Origin of the sequence: Falsihalocynthiibacter arcticus, assembly GCF_000812665.2 — a bacterium.
Classification (GTDB): domain Bacteria; phylum Pseudomonadota; class Alphaproteobacteria; order Rhodobacterales; family Rhodobacteraceae; genus Falsihalocynthiibacter; species Falsihalocynthiibacter arcticus.
The window spans coordinates 2,314,662-2,336,177 of the sequence record NZ_CP014327.1; the positions used below are offsets into that span (position 1 = coordinate 2,314,662).

General features: G+C 53.0%; 19 protein-coding genes and 4 pseudogenes. 15 read left to right on the forward strand and 8 right to left on the reverse strand.

Annotation, left to right across the window (positions count from 1 at the left end; genetic code table 11):
- The first annotated feature begins 121 nt into the window (after positions 1-121).
- The 9 genes and pseudogenes from RC74_RS11510 to RC74_RS23755 all read left to right on the forward strand — a co-directional run bounded on the left by RC74_RS11510 (position 122) and on the right by RC74_RS23755 (position 5,832).
- Positions 122-474: pseudogene (locus RC74_RS11510) on the forward strand (DUF3299 domain-containing protein).
- Positions 468-977 carry a DUF3299 domain-containing protein gene (locus RC74_RS11515; protein WP_062628227.1) on the forward strand — a complete coding sequence of 170 codons (510 nt, stop codon included), beginning with the start codon at positions 468-470 and terminating at the stop codon, positions 975-977. The pseudogene RC74_RS11510 and the gene RC74_RS11515 overlap by 7 nt, the downstream one beginning before the upstream one ends.
- A 276-nt stretch (positions 978-1,253) precedes the next feature.
- Entirely contained in the window at positions 1,254-1,853 is a 600-nt protein-coding gene (locus tag RC74_RS11520; RefSeq protein ID WP_039004086.1) for a HupE/UreJ family protein, read from the forward strand.
- 26 nt (positions 1,854-1,879) lie between these two features.
- Positions 1,880-2,518: a HupE/UreJ family protein gene (locus RC74_RS11525; RefSeq protein WP_169798733.1), complete on the forward strand. Its 639-nt coding sequence runs from the start codon at positions 1,880-1,882 to the stop codon at positions 2,516-2,518.
- Between the two features lie 27 nt (positions 2,519-2,545).
- Positions 2,546-3,438: pseudogene (locus RC74_RS21735) on the forward strand (transposase).
- 286 nt (positions 3,439-3,724) lie between these two features.
- Positions 3,725-3,826: pseudogene (locus RC74_RS23865) on the forward strand (IS30 family transposase); the annotation flags it as partial.
- A 230-nt stretch (positions 3,827-4,056) separates the two neighbouring features.
- A complete protein-coding gene (locus tag RC74_RS11535) occupies positions 4,057-4,545 on the forward strand; it encodes a plasmid recombination protein (RefSeq protein ID WP_156477456.1) in 489 nt (162 codons plus the stop codon).
- Positions 4,546-5,154: 609 nt separating this feature from the next.
- The gene (locus RC74_RS11540) at positions 5,155-5,400 is read left to right on the forward strand and encodes a hypothetical protein (RefSeq protein ID WP_062628228.1); all 246 of its coding nucleotides are present in this window, start codon (positions 5,155-5,157) and stop codon (positions 5,398-5,400) included.
- A gap of 201 nt (positions 5,401-5,601) precedes the next feature.
- On the forward strand, positions 5,602-5,832 hold the full coding sequence (locus RC74_RS23755) for a transposase (protein ID WP_169798734.1): 231 nt from the start codon (positions 5,602-5,604) through the stop codon (positions 5,830-5,832).
- 246 nt (positions 5,833-6,078) lie between these two features.
- Here the strand turns inward: RC74_RS23755 and RC74_RS11550 are convergent, their stop codons facing one another.
- The 6 genes from RC74_RS11550 to RC74_RS11575 form a co-directional block, all read right to left on the reverse strand.
- Complete coding sequence (locus RC74_RS11550) at positions 6,079-6,834, reverse strand: HAD-IIA family hydrolase (RefSeq protein WP_052274895.1); 756 nt, start codon at positions 6,832-6,834, stop codon at positions 6,079-6,081.
- On the reverse strand, positions 6,831-7,697 hold the full coding sequence (locus tag RC74_RS11555; RefSeq protein ID WP_236939914.1) for a phosphodiesterase: 867 nt from the start codon (positions 7,695-7,697) through the stop codon (positions 6,831-6,833). The genes RC74_RS11550 and RC74_RS11555 overlap by 4 nt, the downstream gene beginning before the upstream one ends.
- Positions 7,698-7,757: 60 nt before the next feature.
- Positions 7,758-9,008 (reverse strand): extracellular solute-binding protein, encoded by a 1,251-nt coding sequence (locus RC74_RS11560; RefSeq protein ID WP_039002783.1) that lies wholly within the window; start codon positions 9,006-9,008, stop codon positions 7,758-7,760.
- A gap of 94 nt (positions 9,009-9,102) precedes the next feature.
- Entirely contained in the window at positions 9,103-10,071 is a 969-nt protein-coding gene (locus RC74_RS11565; protein ID WP_039002774.1) for a carbohydrate ABC transporter permease, read from the reverse strand.
- Complete coding sequence (locus RC74_RS11570; protein ID WP_039002775.1) at positions 10,068-11,039, reverse strand: carbohydrate ABC transporter permease; 972 nt, start codon at positions 11,037-11,039, stop codon at positions 10,068-10,070. Before RC74_RS11570 ends, RC74_RS11565 begins: the two co-directional genes overlap by 4 nt.
- Position 11,040: 1 nt before the next feature.
- The gene (locus tag RC74_RS11575; protein WP_039002776.1) at positions 11,041-12,192 is read right to left on the reverse strand and encodes an ABC transporter ATP-binding protein; all 1,152 of its coding nucleotides are present in this window, start codon (positions 12,190-12,192) and stop codon (positions 11,041-11,043) included.
- Between the two features lie 105 nt (positions 12,193-12,297).
- On the opposite strand from RC74_RS11575, the gene RC74_RS11580 reads away from it, so the two are divergent.
- From RC74_RS11580 to RC74_RS21740, 3 genes and pseudogenes are all read left to right on the forward strand, one after another.
- On the forward strand, positions 12,298-13,179 hold the full coding sequence (locus RC74_RS11580; protein ID WP_052274896.1) for a LysR family transcriptional regulator: 882 nt from the start codon (positions 12,298-12,300) through the stop codon (positions 13,177-13,179).
- Positions 13,180-13,486: 307 nt separating this feature from the next.
- On the forward strand, positions 13,487-13,666 hold the full coding sequence (locus RC74_RS22190) for a hypothetical protein (RefSeq protein WP_039002777.1): 180 nt from the start codon (positions 13,487-13,489) through the stop codon (positions 13,664-13,666).
- Positions 13,667-14,309: 643 nt separating this feature from the next.
- Positions 14,310-15,105, forward strand: a pseudogene (locus tag RC74_RS21740) (IS5 family transposase).
- 294 nt (positions 15,106-15,399) lie between these two features.
- Here RC74_RS21740 and RC74_RS11595 read toward each other — a convergent pair.
- Both RC74_RS11595 and RC74_RS11600 read right to left on the reverse strand, forming a co-directional pair.
- Positions 15,400-16,590: a DUF3626 domain-containing protein gene (locus RC74_RS11595; protein ID WP_169798735.1), complete on the reverse strand. Its 1,191-nt coding sequence runs from the start codon at positions 16,588-16,590 to the stop codon at positions 15,400-15,402.
- Between the two features lie 350 nt (positions 16,591-16,940).
- Entirely contained in the window at positions 16,941-17,645 is a 705-nt protein-coding gene (locus RC74_RS11600; RefSeq protein ID WP_218918072.1) for a TetR/AcrR family transcriptional regulator, read from the reverse strand.
- A gap of 150 nt (positions 17,646-17,795) precedes the next feature.
- On the opposite strand from RC74_RS11600, the gene RC74_RS11605 reads away from it, so the two are divergent.
- Genes RC74_RS11605 through RC74_RS11615 form a run of 3 tightly spaced genes read left to right on the forward strand, consistent with a single transcriptional unit; the run spans position 17,796 to position 21,492 of the window.
- Entirely contained in the window at positions 17,796-18,656 is an 861-nt protein-coding gene (locus RC74_RS11605; protein ID WP_039001139.1) for an FAD binding domain-containing protein, read from the forward strand.
- Positions 18,653-19,141: a (2Fe-2S)-binding protein gene (locus RC74_RS11610; RefSeq protein ID WP_039001138.1), complete on the forward strand. Its 489-nt coding sequence runs from the start codon at positions 18,653-18,655 to the stop codon at positions 19,139-19,141. The genes RC74_RS11605 and RC74_RS11610 overlap by 4 nt, the downstream gene beginning before the upstream one ends.
- The gene (locus tag RC74_RS11615) at positions 19,138-21,492 is read left to right on the forward strand and encodes a xanthine dehydrogenase family protein molybdopterin-binding subunit (RefSeq protein WP_039001137.1); all 2,355 of its coding nucleotides are present in this window, start codon (positions 19,138-19,140) and stop codon (positions 21,490-21,492) included. The genes RC74_RS11610 and RC74_RS11615 overlap by 4 nt, the downstream gene beginning before the upstream one ends.
- The last annotated feature ends 24 nt before the right edge of the window (positions 21,493-21,516 follow it).

The window sequence follows — 21,516 nt, forward strand, 5'->3', positions numbered from 1 at the left end:
GCTACTGTCGGGTGCGGCCGCTACACCCAAGATAGCATTTGCGGCAACACCACGGGAAATCACGTGGGAAGACCTTCTTCCGCCAGGGCTGCCGTATCCAGAAATCGTTGAGATGGGCGAAATGGACGAGGAAAACGACGTCTGGAATCCAATCTACGATGCCAATGCGATCAAACTGAACGAAGAGCTTAACGGGGCTTATATCAAGATGCCGGGGTTCATCATTCCCTTTGAAACGAGCGCGGAAGGTGTGACCAATTTCATGCTCGTGCCCTACCTCGGCGCATGCATCCACACACCACCTCCCCCGCAAACCAGCTTGTGATGGTCGACACCGCACAGCCATGGCCGGGAGATCAACTTTGGGATCCTGTCTGGGTCACGGGCACGATGAGTACGCAATTGCAATCCACAAGCCTTGGCCAGACAGGATATTCCATCGAGGCCGATGATATGGAAGTCTACGAATGGTGAACCGTCATTTGCAGCGCCGTGCGCTTCTCGCAGGCATGGCTGCGGCAACACTTGTACCCAGTATGGCAAGCGCTGAGGAGTACATCGACCTTGATTGGGAAGACTTGCTGCCAGAAGATCAACCAACCATCCCAAGCGCGTTGCTCAGCTCGCGGGCCCATGACGAAAGGGCGCCGCTAACAAGCAAACAGCCTGAGTCAAACGGCGTTAGAACCGAGTGGAATGGCCAAATTGTCCGCCTCCCGGGATTCATCGTCCCTATAGATTATACGGGTACGGGCGTTACTGCATTTATCTTGGTGCCTTACGTGGGTGCCTGCGTCCACGTCCCGCCGCCGCCAGCAAACCAACTTGTCTTTGTCACGACACCGACACCTTATGAGAGCAGTGACTTGTTCGAACCAGTTAATGTCATTGGCATGTTTGGTGTGTCATCCTTGAGCACGCATCTTGCAGAAATCGGGTACGCATTGTCGGCGGACAAGATTGAGCCGTATCGCTAATAGCGATGGTGACGCGCGCTATTAAGAAGCGACGCGTTTTAGATATTGTTCGCCAAAATTGATAGAAATCAGATCTGCGAAGCGGGCTCACAGCCGTCTTCCGCACGGCAGCAAGAACCATAAATCCACGAATGCAAATGAAGTCCGAAAAACTGCACTGGACCGCTTGCGCGCAACGCAATATTTGGGCAAATTGGCTCGCTAAACTAAAATTTAATTCGACAGTTTCATTCGTGGGCCTGTTTTTGAGAAATTGTAAGTTCTTAAGGAAAACCCATGACAAACATCTGGAAAGTTCTATTTTTTATTTTACTCGCGGTATCAACAATCACCTTTGCGGAGCCGTCCATAGCTCATACAGGGGAGGGATATGGCGGAGGTTTCATTAGTGGTTTTGCGCATCCTGTGCTCGGCTGGGATCACGTTGCCGCAATGGTTGCCGTTGGACTCTGGGGAGCATTTCTTGGAACGCCCGCCATTTGGATACTTCCCGTTGTTTTTCCTCTCATCATGGCACTTGGAGCGGTGGTGGGAATTCTCGGAATCCCAATCCCTGCTGTTGAAGTTGGAATCGCCCTATCGGCCGTCGTGTTGGGCCTAATGATCGCGTTTGCCGTGAAGCCCCCCATCTGGATTTCAGCAATTCTTGTCGGATTATTTGCCATATTCCATGGCTATGCGCACGGGACTGAATTGCCGGAATCTGCCAACGCCTTTGCCTTCGCAGTAGGATTCGTCCTTGCCACGGGCTTGCTTCACCTGATCGGCATTGCTTTTGGCCTGCTCGCAAAATGGCCGGCCGGTCGGGTTGCCGTTCGGAGTGCGGGTGGGTTTATTTCACTCGCCGGCGTGGCGTTTTTGACTGGTTTGGCCTGATTGTGATTGCAAGATGGCTCGGCCGAGTGGCGCTTACGATTACGCCATATCCTGCCTACGCTCATAGTCCCATTCCGGGAATTGAAGGATTCTATACAGGGTTAGTGCATCCATTCTCTACTCCGGCACAGGCGCTTCTCATGCTAGGGCTTGGCCTATTGGTCGGAAGCTTCCCTCCCCTGCGGGCGCGCTGGCCGCTGGGTGTTTTTTTGGTTTCCATGATTGTTGGAATGCTGGTCAGTAGTTTGATCGGGGAATCGAATTTAGCAATGTTCGCGACTACTTTCGCGGCCTGTGCGCTCGCAGCACTTGCCCCAGGGCATCTCTTGCCACTTGCTATCGCATTTACGGCTATCGGCGGTATCTGGATGGGGAGCATTTCGCTTGCCGATCCGGGGCCATTGCGCGATAGGACCATAACAACACTCGGGGCATTCATAGGTGCAAACTTGGGTCTGCTCTTTATCTTTGGCATCTCAGACTTTGTAAGAAACAGATATACTTGGCCCAGCGTTCCAACTGCATTCCGGATAGTTGCCGCTTGGGTTGGTGCGATTTCACTCTTAATGCTTGCATTGCTTTTCGCTCCAGAGCGGACTTTTGTGTATTTTGTGGCGAAAGTCCTGTTTCCGCGGTGGTCTCAACTGGTGGACGCAACACTTTAATCTTTAGGAAGAGATGGAGTGTTTTGAATGAAGTATCGTCGCAGGATTTATTATTCAGCTGAACAGCGTGCCGAGATCTGGGATCGATGGCAACGTGGAGAGTCGATGAGGTCGATTGGACGGGTGTTTGATCGCCAATCATCCTCCGTCTTTTCCGTGATCTCACCAACCGGTGGGATACGCCCACCGGACCGCAGACGCGGTAGGTCTGCATTGAGCCTTTCGGAGCGCGAAGAGATATCCCGTGGGCTCAGCACCAAACAGTCCTTGCGCGCGATTGCGCGTCAGTTGGAGCGTGCGCCTTCAACGATCAGCCGAGAGGTTCCGCGCAATCTGCGTGGGATCGGGCTTTGCGTCCCAAGATGTGCAAGTTGGCTTGCCACCCGACATTGGCCCACGCAGTATCGGCAAAGCTACGGCGTAAATGGTCGCCAGAACAAGTTGCTGATTGGCTCAAACGCGCATTTCCTGAAGAGGCGCATAAGCAGGTGTCACACGAAACTATTTACAGAAGCCTTTATATACGGGCACGTGGCGTCCTGAAGAAGGAACGTCTGGAGCACTTGCGCGCCAGACGTACAGTCAGGCGATCCAAGCACGCGCGTCAGAAGCGCAAGGGAAATGGCCAGATTAAGCATGCTGTGTCCATCAGCGAAAGGCCTGCATCGGTCGAAGATCACGCTGTTCCAGGGCACTGGGCCTCTCGGTGATGCAAGCATCACCTGCCAGCTAATAGAGAGCGACTTGATCGGGGGCTCAAAAAACAGTTATGTCGCGACTCTCGTGGAACCGACCTGACCGTCCATTCCCAAGCAAAAATCGGCGCTATCGCACGGCAACTCAACGAACGGCCTCGCAAGACCTTGCAATATCAAACGCCAGCAGAGAAGTTCGCACAGTGTGTTGCATCGACCGGTTGAGATCGCCGCCCTTTTTGACGAAACGTGCATGGCGCAGACATTAGGCCAGATTATTCACCCATTTGTGTAGTTCGTGGCCCGAAGCCGCCGTTCACATCCACCTCAGGATGCTGCGGTGCGGCCCGTCATTGCAGATGGGGTGGATGGCTCTTGCTCCAACCGGCGTCGTTTTACGCCATACTGCAGTTGTCATGAACCGCTCAGGAAAGGAGCCATCCAATGCAAGTTACAACAGTTGGCCTTGATCATTGACGGGCAGTTGGTTGCGCAGCAATCAATGAGAGGGATGAAGGCAATCAAAGAACTGCCCCTTGTCGCGCGCAGATCCATTACTTTTGATCGCGGCACGGAGTTTGTTTCCTGGCCACATTTGCACCTCGATGAAGGGCATGTGCATGTCCATATTCTGGCTATGAATACGGCTGACCGCAAATTGGACGCGAACAAGTTGCATGCGGGGAAGGTTGCAGCGGCAGTGCATCGGGATGAAAGTGTTTCGGGTGCAATCCCGTCATTGCCAAACCAAAGTTGACCAACCGGCCGAGAAAGCCAAAGAAACCGCGCCCGTCTAAGAACCGTGTCACCCAGAAGAAGAATGACGCCCGCCATGCGGATGCAGTGTCAGATTGGGGGGCGGAAGGCGCTGTAATTGATGCTAGGAACACGGAGGTCATGTCCGAGTGGGAGGTTGTGAATAAAGCGCATTTGAAAGAAGCACGTAAGGCGCGTGGGGGCCCGTCAATCCAGAAGGCCTATACCACTGCGATGAAAAAAATGCAGGACGACTATTATGAAGCCGTAGGGAAACCTTTTGGATTGCTGCGTGTTGGCCCGCGTCTGGCGCGTAAGTCGACAAAGGAATATGCGGCTGAGAAACGGCAGGCCAAGCGTATGGCAGAGGACGCGGTGCGGCTAGAAGAACAACGCAAAGAACAGACGGCGCGAGAAGCTGAACTTGAGGCGCAGGCCTGTGAGCTGGCATCAGTTGAGGCCGCGTTGTCCGAGCGGGAGGTGTCTCATGAGGTCGAGGTGGCCGCCGCCGCCAAAGCGCTTGAGCAAGAACGCGCATCTCTCCATCGGGCCAAACTTGAGGACCAAAAGGCCTAGACCGAAAGGGAAAAAGGACTTATCGAAAAAGAAAATGAACTCCTGCATCGTGAAGCAGAATTGACCGAGGCGGTTGAGGCTATGGGGGAAATGTTTGAGGCCGCTGAAGCTGGGGAAGTCGAAATTTTAAACGGCAAGCTGCATATGCCTCGATGGCCGGAAAATGTTTCCCGCATGCAAGGCGCAGAACCCCCTTCAGGGCCGTCCGTATCCTGTCACTGAACACACATGTATATTATCGATTAATCCGAATTTTGTTCATGCCCGTGAAATAGTGTCCAAGTCGAGCTCCCGCAACCAAAATAATCAAATAAGTATTGTGCATTAAATGCTCTTTTTTCAAGACCGTTTTGCACCAAAGTAGAACATCATCCCTATCTCATCCCGAAAACGAAAGAAGGCGGCAATGCGTTAGCGTGCCACCCTCAGATCAGTTAAGGCACGTGCAGGTACATACTGATGAACCATCTAGTAGATAAATCCGCATAAACATACAATAATAGCTTTGAACTCTGTTTCCGCAGCGTATCATTTCTACACCTAATTGCGGCGATCCAATCTTCCAAACAAACCACCAGCGGGCGTATACAGACTCGGCACGCGAGGGAAATGCGTTTGAAGCTGGAGACCACACTACGGCTTCTCAACACTTCCGAAGTCTGTAAATTCTGCATTCTTGGCAAGCATCAACGCAGTGACACGATTGTCGCAAGTAAAAATGTATTGGAAACAGTCGTCCATCCCTTGAGGGCAACTGGCGAGATGGCATCCAGACTGGTTGACCCACAAGAGGATAGCTTCACAGCTCAGTTACAAGGGTTTTTGACAATCTCGATGCTCAAAGCACGTTGGTGATCTATAGTCAGGGGCCTTCAACTAAAGCTGCGAAGTAGGATGCGCCATAGGGCACTGTCATTGCCGCTAACGGCCCATTCCGGAACTTGATATTCAACGCGGCTAACCGCAGATTCTAGCCCGGGCAGCACAATGTGAAGTGGTCCGGCAAATTCGGACAGCGTGCTAAGATGTACCCAACCCGAGCGAATGGATACGAGAATGACAAAACGACGGAACTTTTCAGACCAGTTTAAGGCTGCTGTGGCGCTTGAAACGCTACGTGGTGACAAGACGGTGCAAGAGATTGCAGCCAAGCGGCAGCTCCACCTAACGCAGTTGAGCACGTGGAAAGCGCACTCCGGACATCGCATACTTCGGCCACGCAGAGAAACAAAAAGCGGCATGAACGCACACCAGATGCATCTTAGCCAAGCTGTAAAACTGTCCTAAAAAGCCGGACCACTTCAGTGGTACGCCTACAGCATTTCCAGTGGTCTACAATTTGGTTCCGACGACTCTATAGATTACCTTGGTACCATTATTATTCGAAAATAGTTATCTGAAGGAAAGTATTTATGTCTGACTTACGTTTATGCTGCCTCAGATTGCGGCCATTCGGTCTTTTGACACACAATTACAGCCGCCAGTTTTTTTACTCTAGAGATGTTCTATTCCAAAGTGTCTGGCTTCATTCCTTCACAAAAGGTCACTCAGCCAGCGATATGCTGTTTTTCCGACGAGGATGGGATGGATGCCAGCCATGCGTGCGGCCAATTCGTCGGTTTGCGGATTGTCTCCGATCATTACGGCTTGGCGCGCATCCACATTCCCCAAGGCTCTTAGCAATAAGCCCGGTTCTGGTTTGCCGATTCGGATGATCTGAGATGGTGGGTGGCAGGTTTCCAAAAGGTGTAGCAGGGCACCGCTTTCAATTGCTGGACCGGTTTCACCGGGATGGGTGATATCGCCATTGGCCAAAATGACTGGGCAGCCTTTGGCAATGTGCAAAAGCGCAGCCTCGAGCCGTTCAAATGTGAGCTCAGTATCTCGGCAAATCACCACAGCTCGAGGCTTATCCATGCGATGAACCAATCCTTTCTCAGCCGCTGCGGCACGCATCCGAGAATTGGCCAGAAAGAACATCGGTCCGGGGCCGAAATGCTTTAGGGCCCAAGCTAAAGTTTCCTCTCCTGCGAGGAAAAGTTGATCGAGGCGCAGGTGTAAACCTAGGGTTTCCAAACGCGTTTGCAGGCTGTTTCGCGTATCTGTGGAGTTGTTGGAAACGAGCACCAATTTGTCCGAAAAATGGTCTACAAATTCATGTGCCCCCGTTAGAACGCGGGAGCCTGAAATCAGGCATCCGTCAATGTCGCATAGAATCCGCCGCGCTGATTGCACGCGCAGCCTTTCGTGCTGGTGCCCGTCAACCAGTTGCAGTGCAGTCCTTTTCATAGGTCTGTGAAGCCTTCGTGGCGCATGTCCAATTGGTAGGCCGTGTTGTCCTCGCCTTCAGGTGCGCCAAGCAAGAAACGCGGCGATGTGGCCGCGAATTCACACATGTGCGCAACGACAAAGTCTTCTGACAGTAAGACCACCCCGTAGGCAGGTTGGGCCAAGTCGCCGGGGACATTCGTGGTTTCTGGGTTGAGGTTCAGTGCCACCTGATGGTTCAATCCGCGCATGCACGAGAACGAAACGCCGCGCCAATTGCCAAATATTGCCCGATGCACATGGCCGAAAAACAGATGTTGGATTCGGTGTTTATGAGGGGCGATGACGTCGTGAAACGCCTCGGCGTCTTGCATCATGATATTATCCATCGCTTTGATCCCAACGGCAAACGGAGGGTGATGCATGAACAACAGAACCGGCTCTTGCGATTGTTCAAGCTGCTGCTTGAGCCACGCTAGACGCGTTTCGCAATACCCGCCCGCGTGCGTGCCGGGCATTTTGGTGTCTAGGCAAATTGCCCGGTGGTGAGGTGTGTTGAAAGTGAACTGCACAAAGCCCGCTGTATCACGCGCGGCGTCAGGGAAGGTCTGCGTGAAAGGGGCGCTGTCGTCGTGGTTCCCAACCATCAGATGCACAGACATCGGGAGGCGACGGATTTCATGCGCAAACGCGGCATAGGCATCTGCATCCCCCCAGTGGGTCATGTCCCCTGTCACAATAACAAACGCCGCATCTCCATGGTCTGCAATAATGCTATCTACTGCGCGTGCAAGGCGTCGTGCAGGGTTGGCTCCATACAAGAGGCGGTCGCCGCCGATAACATGAGTGTCGGTTAAGTGAATGAATTTCATTGCATGCGTCATAATTAGAACCTTTTTTGAGCGAGACGCCGAGCCCATTGGGGGGCTCAGCGAAAAGTTGAATTAGTTTGCAGGCAAGAGATCGTTAACTTGTTCAACCAGTTCTTGTTGCAGCTCTTCCATGTCGTCTGCCTCGCCAGTAGCGATCATTTCAAGGCCTTCGTAGATCACTTGCGTTATCGCCAAACCATTCGCGCCTGGGTACGCCTGCCAATCTCTCAACAGGGGCAGTTGATCGACAGCGGTGCGTTTGTTGGGGTTTTGGTCGTAGAAGTCAGCCAAAATGACATCATTGGCCGCTTGGTTCGGAGGCATGTAGCCGGTTGTCTTGGCCACCTCAGCGGCACCCTCGCCCGACGTAATAAAGGTGAGCCATGCCCATGCCGCATCCAAAACTTCGGGGTCGTCAGATGTCGAGGTTAGCATCGCGGCATTGCCGCCAGCAGGAAGTCCTTGTGGTGCGCCGTCGAGGCCAGGAAAGGCCGCTGTGGCGAAGTTGAAATCGCTTTTGGTGCGTTCGATCTGACCCACCGAGGATGTCGAGGTGAAGAACATCGGCAACTCGCCTGCAGCAAAAGAAGACACTGCTTGGCTTGGCGTTAGGTTTTTCATCTCACAGGCGTCAACGATTGACTTCATAGTTTCGAGGGCAATGAGTGCCTCAGGGCTATCAAGCGTCAGGCGGCCGTCTTCAACGGTCGGTTTGCCCTGGGTCCACATCAGCGATTGCAGGAACCAGTTACCGGTGATCGCCCAGTTCCAGTAGACAGGGTTGTTTGAGCCATTTTCGATCAATGTCTTACAAACACCAATCATTTCATCCCATGTTTTTGGCGTTTCGGTCACACCAGCTGTCGCCAGCGCGTCCATGTTGTAGTAGCCAACGGGCAATGACACAGCGAAGGGCAGACCATAGACATCGCCGTCAAATGTCGACAGCTTGAGCATCGCGGCGTGGTAGCCGTCTGTTTCGAAGTTGTCTTCGGCGTTGATGAAAGGCGTCAGGGACTTGGCGATGCCTTTCTCCACGAGGATTTGCTGGCGATTGAGGCCCTGCATGGTGACGTCAGGCAAATTGTTTGAGACGGCCTCGCGCAGCATCGTATTGGTGCCGTCCTCGTATTGCTCGTAAGCCGAGCGGAACTTTACGTCGATGTCAGGATGTTGTTCGTTGAATTTTGGCAAAATGGCATCGAACGTCACATCAAAAGTAGACGCATACGGGTATGCAAATTCAATAGTGACAGTCTCTTGGGCCAATGCGATTTGCGACGAGGCAGCAACCAGTGCAGCAGCGCTTAGGGTGGTACGGATCATTTCTATCTCCAGTTTGCAGAATGCTCTGGCGGAGGTGGGTGGGCACCAGAGCTGTTGGTCCGACGTGGCCGGATAGGGGAAAGGCTGCGGGCTATTTCATGCCGCTTAAGGTAATGCCTTCGATGAATCTTCGCTGGGCCAGTAGGAAGGCGACGATCAGCGGGGTGACGATGACAGTGGCGGTGGCCATCATTGGGCCGTAGAGACTGCCATCGATGTCAGCTTTGAATTCGCGCAATCCGAGCGGCGGGGTGAACAGGCTGCGATCACCAGTGATAACCATGCGCGGCCAGAAATAATCGTTCCAATGGGCCACAACACTGAAGATGGCAAAAGCCAACAAGGCTGGCACCGCCGTGGGCAGCATGACGCGCCAGACGATGCTAAGCTCGCCCATGCCGTCCATGCGCGCCGCGTCAATCAGCTCGTCAGGGACGGTCATGAAGAATTGGCGCATCAAGAAAATGCCGAACACCGAGATCGTCCATGGCACGACGAGCGCCGCGTATGTGTTGATCAATCCGAGCTTTGCGAGGCCGATATAAAGGGGCAGTGCTATGGCATGAACGGGGATCAGCAAGCAAAAAAGCACGAGGCCAAAGACCGTTTCACGTCCCCAGAACTTCAGCTTCGAGAGGGCATAGGCGGCGGGTAGAGCCACGATGACCTGCAACAAAAATATCGAGCCTGTCACGATCATCCCATTGAGCAAGTAGCGCATCAGCGGCGCCTCTTTAAAGGCGCTCGTGTAGTTGAAAACGGCAGGGCGGACCATGCAGCTGGCGCGCAGTTTTTCCACGAGCGCGCCAAGGATATCCGTATCGGTCAGGTTGGGGTAGTCGCCACGGGCGGCCTCGACATCGGCGCGATCTGGCATGCTGCTTCCAACGCAACGTTCATCGACCATCAGCTCTTGTGCCCCCATGAACCCACCAATTCCGCGTTCGATTTCGGCAGGTGATTTGAGGGAGTAACTGACCATTTGATAGAACGGAACAATCACGATCAACGCCCCAACAAGAAGTAAAGCGTGTTTGAAAAATTCGCTGATACGTTTCATGAGTAATGGACCTTACGCTCTGTGAGGCGGCGTTGAATGATGGTGATGATCATCACGAAGATGAGGAAAAGCATGGTGATGGCCGAGCCAATCCCGATCAGGTTTTGCTTGATGCCTTTTTCATAAATCGCGTACATCATCATGTAGGCAGATTTTGACGGACCGCCGCCTTGTGGGAACAGTGCCTCGACTGTGTCAAACACTTGGAACGCACGGATGCAGGTGATAGTGACGACAAAGACCGTCGTTGGCCCTAGCGCAGGCCACGTGACCAAGCGAAAACGCTCCCATCCGCTACGCGCCCCATCCATTTCTGCGGCGTTGTATAAATCGCGTGGGACACCGGTCAGTCCCGCGAGGTAGAGAACCATATTGAACCCAAAGCCTTGCCAGATGCCGAGAAAGCAGATGACCCAAAGCGCATAGTCCTTGTCGCCCAACCACAGCGGCATCCCGTTTGCACAACCATCCCCAAGCCACGGCCATAGGCGCTCGATCACGGTGCCGCAGCCCATTTGTAACGTGCGATTAACTGTGCCGATGGTCGGGTGAAGCATCAGCTCCCATACGATTGCCATGGCCAGAAGCGTTGCCATCACGGGCAGGAAGTAGATGGTTTTGTAGATCTCTTTTCCACGCGCCAGCGAGTTGATGAGCAGTGCCGCCCCCAACCCGAGGCCTACGGAAATCGGGACGACAACGACAACATAAGTGAACGTCGCCCAGAGCATTTTTTCATAGGAGGATCGCGTAAAAATCTTTTCGTAGTTATCGAAGCCCACCCACTTCACCTCGGGGGCAGCCAGTGAATAATCGGTGAAACTCAAGACCAGCGCGCTTAGGATAGGTACAAGCAGAATCAATACCATGAGCGTCAGCGCAGGGGCAATTAAAAGCCACGCGGTCCCTCGTTGGGATCGCGCTCGGCGGCGGGGGATATCTCGGGGCGAAGTGCCAAGAACGGCCATCTTAAACTGCCTCAACGAGATGCATGGCAGGAAATATGTGACGTTCACGTTTACCGTCCGCGTCAAAAAATAGCGCCGCGTTCGGGTCAAAACTCATGCCGACGACCTGATTGGGTTGCAGCACATCGTATTTCTCAGGCTCCGCCTTCATGATAATACGCGTCCCAAGGTCCTCGATAATAATCTGGGCAAAAAGCTCTGAGCCGAGGTGTTCCAGATGCACGACACGACCAGTCAGCATCGAATCCGCGCCTGTCATGCGCAGCATCTCGGGGCGCAGACCCATCTGAAGGGGGCCGCGACGTTTCGTTGTTGTGAGCGGCAGCACGCGCCCCATCAGCGACAGCTTCCCATTATGATCAGCTTCAACAGGTAGAACGTTAATTTTGGGCGAGCCAATGAACTCGGCCACGCGTAAGTCGTCGGGGTCAGCGTAGACAATTTGCGGGGGCGCACATTGCAGTATCTCACCACCCATCATGACTGCAATGCGGTCAGACATGGTCATGGCCTCAACTTGGTCATGCGTCACGTAGATAAATGTGGCGCCTAATTTACGGTGAAGCTCGGCAATCTCGGTACGTGTATGAACACGCAATTTGGCATCAAGGTTCGAGAGAGGCTCATCCAAAAGAAAGGCTGCAGGCTGGCGAACAAGGGCGCGGCCAAGGGCAACACGTTGGCGCTGACCACCGGACAATTCACTGGGCTTGCGATCGAGAAGTGCTTCAATCTCGAGCGTCTGAGCGGCCTCAAGAACCGCCGTGGCGATCTCTTGAATGCGGGCTTTGGCTTCAGGCATAAAACGACCCGCCAAGGGCAAACGCTGCCACGTGTTCAGGTTGCGCATTTGTAGCGGCACGGCGATGTTTTCTGCGACGCTGAGGTGCGGATAAAGCGCGTAAGATTGGAAAACCATCGACAAGTTTCGATCCGATGCGCGGATCCCCGTAACGGGTTCGTTGCCGATGCAAATGCTGCCTTCGCTTTCTTTCTCGAGCCCCGCGATGATGCGCAGCAATGTCGACTTGCCACAACCAGACGGGCCAACTAGGGAGACAAATTCTCCATCAGAGATTGTTAAGTCGATGCCTTGAAGAATTTGAACATCGCCAAATGCTTTGCGCAGCCCTTTGATAGAAACCTCGGCCATACGGCACCTCCGGAATTATGATTCGAGGGATGTATAGTGAGGGAATATGCGATATAGGTGACACAATATAAGTTTTAGTTATGGGTATGATAGCGAGATCATCAAATGAAACGACTTAGTTCTTCCCAAATTAGGGTCTTCAATGAAGTTGCCAGCCAAGGCAGCTTTTCAGATGCAGCACGTGCGCTCAGCGTCTCGCAGCCGGCTATCACGGCGCATATTCGAACCGTGGAAAAAGCATATGACGTTAGGCTGTTTGAGCGCTCCGGGACGGGCGCGCGCCTGACACAAATAGGTCGACGTCTTTTCCAGCGCACAGCGTCAATGCGCGATACCGAAAGAGAAGCTGCCGAAATTTTGGAACGCGCCCACATGCTCGAGGTTGGCGAGCTTTCTATCGCTTGCGGCGCCCCTGGACCTGCGATGCAGCTCGTGTCACGATTTCAAAAATCCTATCCAGGTGTCCGGTTGCAACTGTTGTTTGGCAATTGGCAAGAAGTCGTAAATGCCGTCAGGGATCGCAAGGCCGATCTTGGCCTGTTGACCGATGCGCCTGAAGCGGATGACATTGTGAAGCAAGCTTTTGCGAGTCAAAAAATTGTCGCTTTGGTGCCTCAGGGCCATCCCCTGGCGCAGCGTCGAAAATTGTCTCTCAATGAGTTGGAACACGAACCAGTCTTGTTTCGAACCGGAAACTCCCAAACCCAACGTGCCGTGAATGCGGTACTGGAGCAAAATGGACTAGAGATCAAACCCCTGTTGGTTCTGGAAGCGCGCGAGGCGATATACGAAGCCTGCGCGCAGGGCGTTGGCATTGGCTTCATGTTTGATGGGGCATCAACTCGTCGCGATGGCGTGGTTCGGCTTCCGGTGTCCCAACTCCCAGAAACACATTCCGAAGAAGCGTTTTGCTTGGCCTCTAAGCGGAATCTCCGCGCCATAGATGCATTCTTCTCGATGATAAGTTGCGAGGCGTCGTCGATTTGATCCGGCAACGTCATCAGTGTGCAGCTCGCACGTTGTTGCTTTTAATAATTGCATGCTGCCGAATAGCTTTGGCCCTCAAAATGCACTTTTAGTGCATAGACAGCCCTGATGCACCGCGCAGCAAAGCAGAAGTTGAATGAGCGCCCGCTGAACCCGCCCTAACGGCGCATTTGATTGTGCGCTATGGCTGTTTACCTATGAATTTGGATGTGAACGGTCAGTGATTTTTTTGGCAATGCGGGCGCAGGTATAAATTCAGCCTTTTGTCTAGGCTGCAAAAAATCGGATTTTCAGGCGAGTATAAATTATGGGAACAGCAATTTTACTTGATATCTTATCCGTGGTCCTGATCGACCAGATGCAACGGTTCGAGACGATGAAGAAAGACGGTGCTCGCTCGCTAGGCTCAGCCGCTCATGTTCATTCCCTGCCGGCATTTGCTCTAATGCTTTCTTTACATCGTGACGCTTCTTTTGAAGTGAGTTAGGCATCAGCATCTTCGTTTCATGCAAGATCACCCCCGTGACTTTTACTGGTGTGCCTCGGCTAGCCTCTTCTTTCTTCTCCTTTGTTTGATGCCCATGTTTGCGCAGAATCTGCTTGATCGACCAGAGATCGCCCGTGATTATACCAATGTGGAAGGGGCTAGTTTTTCGGGTTTAGAAATGCCGAGCGTGTCCTCGTTTACGGGAAACCACCATTTAGCCGCCAAGTTTTTCAATCATGCCGCCGTCAACGGCACGCGATTTTTTCATTTAATTCTACCCCAAACGCAGTATTCAAAACCGCCAGAACAGATACTTTCATTTGGCATTTGAGCACGACATTCCATCCCATAAAAACAATCGTCACAGTTAGTTGCTCGCAGTTGACATAATCCCACCACATCGCCCAACAGTCAAAATTTGTTACAAAATCCTTTCAATGCCCCCCAACCCGAATTAGCATTTTTAATGTTTCTGGGTTGGCTTCAAGACACTCGAACGCACCCTGGATTTCTTCAGGATTGACAATATCTGTGATAATGGCTGTGGCATCAATTGCACCTGTCGCTAGGATCAGGACCTATTAAACTTGTTTCTTATTTAAGTAGGTTGTGATTCATTTTACCCATCCATAACGGAGGTGATATGAGCAATCTTTTCTGGTTAACCGAAGAGCAAATGGTGCGGCTTCGGCCCTATTTTCCGAGAGTGCGTGGCCGCGCCCGAGTGGATGATCGGCGTGTATTGAGCGGCATAATTTTCATTAACCGCAATGGGTTACGGTGGTGTGATGTCCCTACCGAATATGGTCCGGCTAAGACGTTATACAACCGATGGAAACGTTGGAGCGATTTGGGTGTGTTTGCTCAAATACTCGCGGGATTGAGTGCTGAAAGTCCTGACAATAAGACGCTCTCAATCGACGCAACTTATCTAAAAGCACATCGCACAGCTTCAAGTCTGAGGTTAAAAAAAAGGGGTGTGGTCGACTGATTGGGCTTACCAAGGGCGGGATGAATACAAAACTTCATGCCGTCACGGATACGCTGGGTCGGCCTATTAGGTTTATATTAACGGCTGGTCAACCCTCTCAGCGATGCAAGCATCGCCTGCCGGGCAATGGTACAGTGATTATACTGGTGCGGCTGCACTATTGGAACGCTTACCAAGTGCGCAATGGTTGCTGGCAGACAGGGGCTATGATGCTGATTGGTTTAGGAAATCTCTCATAGACTGTGGCATACAACCCTGCATACCTGGACGAAAGTCGCGTAAGAAGACCATCAAATACGACAAGCGACGTTACAAGAGACGCAATCGCATCGAGCGTATGTTCGGAAAGCTAAAAGATTGGCGGCGGGTCTCAACTCGGTATGATCGCTGCCCAAACGTATTCATGTCCGCAATTGCTCTCGCAGCTACGGTTTTGTTTTGGTTATGAGTCCTGAGCCTAATCCGCTGACAGATTTTCTAGACCGTTATGTAATCGATAGTGTGTGCGAGCCTAGGAATGTAATAACGAGAGAAATTCAGGCTGCAGAATGACTGCAATGGTCTTCCCTTACTTGGACTTGCTGAAGCTTGAATTCGGAAAGTAAGGCTGAAGCCGCGCCATCCGCGCGTCGGTCAACCAGAATAAACTGTTCATCTTGCCCCCCCCTGAACTTCGGGGGCTTGAAACACGCAGCTGGGATGGCCGCAACCAAATTAATGGGTCCAGAGCCTAGCTGAACAATCAATCAAAATACTCGACTTGAATATTATACTTGGTGGCGAAATTACGAATATTTTCGGCTACCTTCTGTCCGCCGTTTTTTTCTGTGTTGCAGATGCGGATCTTCTTGATGTCCCTTCTGAAATGCAACTCCGCGTGAATGTGCCCCTCGACATAGGAAGTCGGGGATAGATTGTATTTTTTCTTGATGATCGCGCATTTTTCACGGGGCGCGGTATCTCCAAGAGATGTATCCATCAGCAGTTCAAAAAGGTTGTTGGACATGTTCACAATCAGCCGTTGCATGTGGTGGTAATTGGCCATCTTAGTCGACTGGACGTGTTCAGCGGTGTTTTTTGTCTTGGCAATAGGATCGTATTTTGAGGAAACGTCATCGAAAGAATCCGTGTGAATGAAAGTCATGTTGGGTTTTAGGTGATCCGCCAGCACAAAATGCGAACGGCCCCATTGCGCCCCCATGCCGTCGATCACGCTGGGAAAATTGACTGAGCAGTAACGCGGGCGGATTACGCCCGCGAATTTCGGGCTGGTCGATACGGCAAAACTCGCCAACCGCGCACCGGCAGCTTTCTCGCCTGTCGTCGCGGTTGAGCTGTCGACGCCTACTCGTTCGCCATAGCGGAACATCTTCATCTCGACTTCATTGCGGGTATCACCCATCGGTGCGCCAGCCTGGCGATGTTTCTCGAATTTGGTCATGTATTTTGAATCGGATTTGGAAGAAGCAAAAAATTCCTGAGCCCTAAAATTGATGTTGAGATCGGCATCGCGCATGAGTTTGACCATCACTTGGACAAGCTCTTTGCTGTACTTATCGAGCAATGGATTGCCTTGGACATCTGCCCGGGTCTGGTCGAAGTGCTTTAGCACGCGTTCCTGTGCCGCTTTCGCATCCCGATCAAGCGTCAGTTCAATAGCTTTGTTCATCAGGCTTGCGGTTTCCTGCATGGCTAACCTTGCCAGTACTTCGTCCCTAATTCTGGCCTTTTTTTTCGACGGTGACATGGCGTACTCCCAGTAATTCCCACTAACTTCAATAGAGCCAAAAAAGCCTTTGGCCAGCAGCCTCGGCGTCAACGATAATGACGAGTAACTTAATCCCTCGAATTTTTTTATCCGACATTCCCCAAGTTGAATGCCCTTCGTTCCATGTTGCAGCCATTTTGCGCCCCGATCAAGCTTCTCGGGCAATTTGTGCCGAGGTCTGGGCATCTAACGCACAAATTGAGCGTGATTTATAGTCTCGGCGGCGGGGGAGATCCGGATTCTGGCCTGCTCGACGCCGTTTCGAACAGACCGGTCTAGCCGCCTTCAGTGCTGCGTAAGTTTCTTTAGAGGCGGTCGCGGGAAGGCTTGTGTTGTCGCAATAATTTGCGAGATTTATTACATCAAAGACCATTTCGGGCAACATTTCCAGCTTCAGACGGCCTCAGTAAATTCTTATCTCAGCTAAATTCGGCATAGTTGACCATTTTCTGCTCCATGGGAGTTGTTTTGCGGAATTTGAAGCAGTCAAAATGCGTAGAAAAATCCCAAGTGATTTATGGGGCCGCGATCTTCCCTAGCATACTGTATCGTTGCACCGTATCTTCTAGTTTTTGCGGGGAGCTTATTGCCCCGTTGAAAAATGTCTTCACCGTGTTTGTAACCGCGATTCTAACGTCAATTTCAACGGGTTCGCCGTAAATGTATTTCCGAATTGCGATATAAAACACGGCGCCGTGCAGCCCCCAAAAAAGCTCGAGTTCTGCTTCGCTCAGAGGGGCGGTGTTCGCACCTTGATCAAGCTCGCAACGGAGTTCCATCGCGGCAGGGCGAATGATTTTAGTGCGGATGATGTCGAGGTAACGTTCTGTCAGACCATAAGATTTCAGCCCAGAGGATACAAAAATCCGGACCCAGTCATAGTCAAACACACGCGCAGCGTATTCAATATAGAACTGGGTCAGTCGGTCTTGCAGACTGAGGCTGCGGTCCAACACCAATGGCTCCCAATCGGGGTTCCACCGCTTCACATAAATATGGTCATAGACCCGTTCAATTAGCGCGTCTTTGCTCTCGAAATGTCGGTAGATCACAGCGTGCGAAATCCCCATTCGTTTTGCAAGTTCGCGGGTCTGCCCTTCAAACCCACATTCAGCAAAGAACCGTACCGCTTCCGAGATTATCAATTTCTCGCGGTCCTCGCGGCGCATGTTTTTACGGCGCGGTTGCGCGGCGATTGTTGGGTTGTCTGAACCTGCCATAAATTTCTCACTTTAGTTTCTTTCAGTATAGCCCGACTTAATGAAATAACCAAGTGGTCACTTTTTTCTTGACGGACCATCTTCCTCTCGCTTATCAAAAGTGACCAGATGGTTACAACTTCGGCTGGAGGGCTGAAATTGAGGGGGAACATGAAATCACCAGCATTTGAATATATGCGGGCCGAAAGCGTTTTAGACGCAATGGCGGCCTATGCAGGTATGGACGGTGACGCGGTTTACCTTGCGGGAGGGCACAGTGTAATGCCAGCGATGGCGTTGCGCTTGCAGGCTCCATCGTTGATGATTGACCTTGCCAATATCGAAGCACTGACTGGCGTTTCGCTTCAGGATGGGTGGCTTCGTATTGGCGCTATGACGCGCCACGTTCAGGCGATGACCAACCCGTTGATCGCAACACACGCTCCCCTTTTCGCCGCCGCCGCACCGTTTGTCGCACATCCCGCCATCCGCAATCGCGGTACTCTCGGCGGGAGTCTGGCGCATGCAGATCCGGCTTCCGAGTTTCCCGCAGCAGCTGTCGCTATGCGGGCCGAGCTTGAAATAGCGTCGCAAACAGGCACGCGACGCGTGCCAGCGGATGCGTTTTTCCGCGACATCTATGAAACAGCAATCGAGCCCGGAGAAATCCTGCAGGCAATATACGTGCCCAACCCTGTGGCGGGGCAAATGATTGGGTTTGATGAGATCGCCCGAAGACGTGGAGATTACGCAATGGTGGGAGTTGCGGTTCAGGTCGTGTCCGTAGAAAACACAATGACAGACGTCAGTATCGCGTTGTTCTCCGTTGGAAATAAACCAACGCGCGCTGTTGGAGCGCAGGCGGCTTTGATCGGGCGGGCGTTGGATGGCGCATCGATTTCCGCGGCACAGGCCGCGCTTGGTGATGATCTCGATCCATCTGATGATCCACAGTTTCCCGCCAGCATGCGCGTCCACTTGGCACGCGTATTACTGGGCCGAGTTCTGGCAAATCTAAAGGCGGTAGCATGAAAACCGATATCAATTTTACCGTGAACGGAGAGGCCGTCCGCGAAGCGATTGAGCCGCGCACCAGTCTCGCGGACGTGTTGCGCGATAACTTGTCTTTGACGGGCACGCATTTGGGATGTGAAATGGGCGCTTGCGGGGCCTGTTTGGTGTTGCTGGACGGCGCTCCGGTGCACGCCTGCTTGGTTCTTGCGGTGCAGGTTGCAGGGCAAAAGATAGAGACGATCGAAGGTTTAAACAACAGCGGGCTGGTCGCAGACCTGCAAGAACAATTCCATGATCGCAATGCGCTGCAATGTGGGTTTTGCACGAGCGGCATGTTGATGTCAGCGCATGCTTTGTTGTCACAAAACTCCATGCCGTCACGCCCGGAAATACGGGATGCCTTGTCGGGGAATTACTGTCGCTGCACTGGCTATGAGGCGATTGTCGATGCGATCTCGGCCACGGCTGAGCGACGGTCAAAAATCGTGGAGGGCGTGCAATGACAACCTCCAAGGGTCATATTGGCCAATCACATCGGCGGGAAAATGCCCTGCGCCATTTGGCGGGACGTGGGCGTTTTGTGACCGATCTGGTACTGCCGCGCATGCTTCATGCCGCCTTTGTGCGCAGTCCGATGGCCAAGGGCAAAATCGTTGAACTCGACGTTTCGGATGCCGCTGCGGCCTCCGGTGTCGTGCGCGTGTTCACGGCCGAAACGTTAAACGATATGTGCGCGCCGTGGACCGGTGTTCTTGATCATTTCGCAGGCATGCAAAGCGGGGCGCAAAACCTGCTTGCCGAGAAAGAAGTGCTTTGGGCGGGGCATCCGGTTGTAATGATTTTGGCGCACAGCCGTGCCGAGGCCGAAGACGCCTGCGAGCTGGTCATGTTGGACATCGAAGATGAAGACGCGGTTGTCGATGGTGAGGCGGCGCTGGCCGGCGGGTCGCCTCTGGCGGCCGAAGGGCTCGACAGCAATCTGTGTTTTCAAACGGTGCTGAAAACACCCGGTTTGGACGAAGCGTTCTCAAGTGCTGCGCATGTCGTCGAAGGCAACTTCACCTTTGGACGCCACACGGCTGTCTCACTGGAACCCCGAGCGATTGTCGCAGATTTTGATCCTTCAACAGGACAGTTGAATGTGCATCAAGGCACCCAAACGCCTTATCAGTTTCAGGATGTCTATTCCCGCCATTTTGGCCTGCCCGAAGGTAAAGTTCGCGTAATTGCGCCCGATGTTGGCGGCTCGTTCGGGATGAAATTGCATGTCTATCACGAGGAAATGGCAACGGTTGCTGCCAGCCTGAAACTGGGGCGACCGGTACGGTTTGTGGCGGATCGGCTGGAAAGTTTTCTGTCAGACATCCATGCCCGCGACCACCGCGTTAAGGCCCGCATGGCGCTCGATTCGAACGGAGGCATTCTGGCGATGGATGTCGATGATATGACGCAAATAGGCGCGTTCTCAAGCTATCCGCGCACCAGTGTGGCCGAGGGCAATCAGGTGATCCGCCTAATGGGCGCTCCCTACCAGATGCCGGACTATCGCGGACGATTGTCAGTCGTTTTTCAAAACAAGGTGCAGACCAGTCAATACCGAGCTGTTGGCCATCCGATTGCCTGTGCCGTCACCGAAGCGTTGGTTGATCTGGCCGCTGAAGAATTGGGGCTGGACCCGTTTGAAATGCGCCAGCGCAACTTGGTGGCTGATGACGCGTATCCCTATGTGTCTGCGACCGGATATCAGTTTGAAAAACTGTCACATCAGGCCAGCTTGGCAAAACTACGTGATTTGATGGGCTATGACGCGCTGCGCCAAGAGCAAGCTACGTTGCGCACACAGGGTATTTATCGCGGCATTGGCATCGCGCCTTTCGTGGAAATTACCAACCCGGGCGCGACGTTCTATGGCGTCGGCGGCGCGCGTATTTCGGCTCAAGACGGTGCGGTGGTGCGTTTGACACCCGCAGGAGACGTGTATTGTGCGATCTCGGTGACCGAACAAGGGCAGGGCACCGAAACCATCATCGCCCAAGTGATCGCAGACCAATTGGGCGTGACGCCTGATCAGGTGAAAGTCTCCACCGGAGACACAGACACAACGCCAAGCGGCGGGGCAACATGGGCCTGTCGCGGCGCGGGCATCGGCGGGGAAACTGCCTTGCGGGCTGGGCGCAAATTACAGGAACAGATCCTGACCTTGGCTGCGGCCATCCTGCAAACGGATCCAACCCTGCTGTCCCTTGCTAATGGGGCGGTGGTCGACACGGCAACGCAACATGAGCGGATCACGCTGGCAGAAATTGGCCGCATTGCAACCTATCGTCCGGATACTCTGCCAAAGGGCTGCGACCATTCGCTGACCGTTGCACAGCATTATGCGCCGACGGGCTATCCGTTTGATTTCACAAACGGTATTCAGGCCAGCTATGTCGAAGTCGACATAGAAACCGGTGTCACGCGCCTGCTGAAACACTGGGTCGTTGAGGATTGTGGCCGCATTATCAACCCGCTTTTGGTCGACGAGCAAATTCGGGGCGGCGTGGTCCAAGGGCTTGGGCCCGCGTTTTTCGAGGAGTGCCTGTATGACGACATGGGCCAGATGGTAAATGCGTCTTTGGCTGATTATCTGGTGCCGATGGCGGGCGAAATGCCCGACATCGAAATTGCCCATATCGAAACACCGACGCTGGATACAATCCTTGGCGCGAAGGGCGTGGGGGAGGCGGGAACCGCGGCTGCTGGCGCTGCTGCGATGAACGCCGTGAATGACGCGCTGCGCCCGACGGGGGCACGTGTTTCCCAAACCCCAATGACGCCGATGCGTATTCTGACCGCCCTAGGGCATTTGTAAAACGGGTCAACTAAAGGACAATAA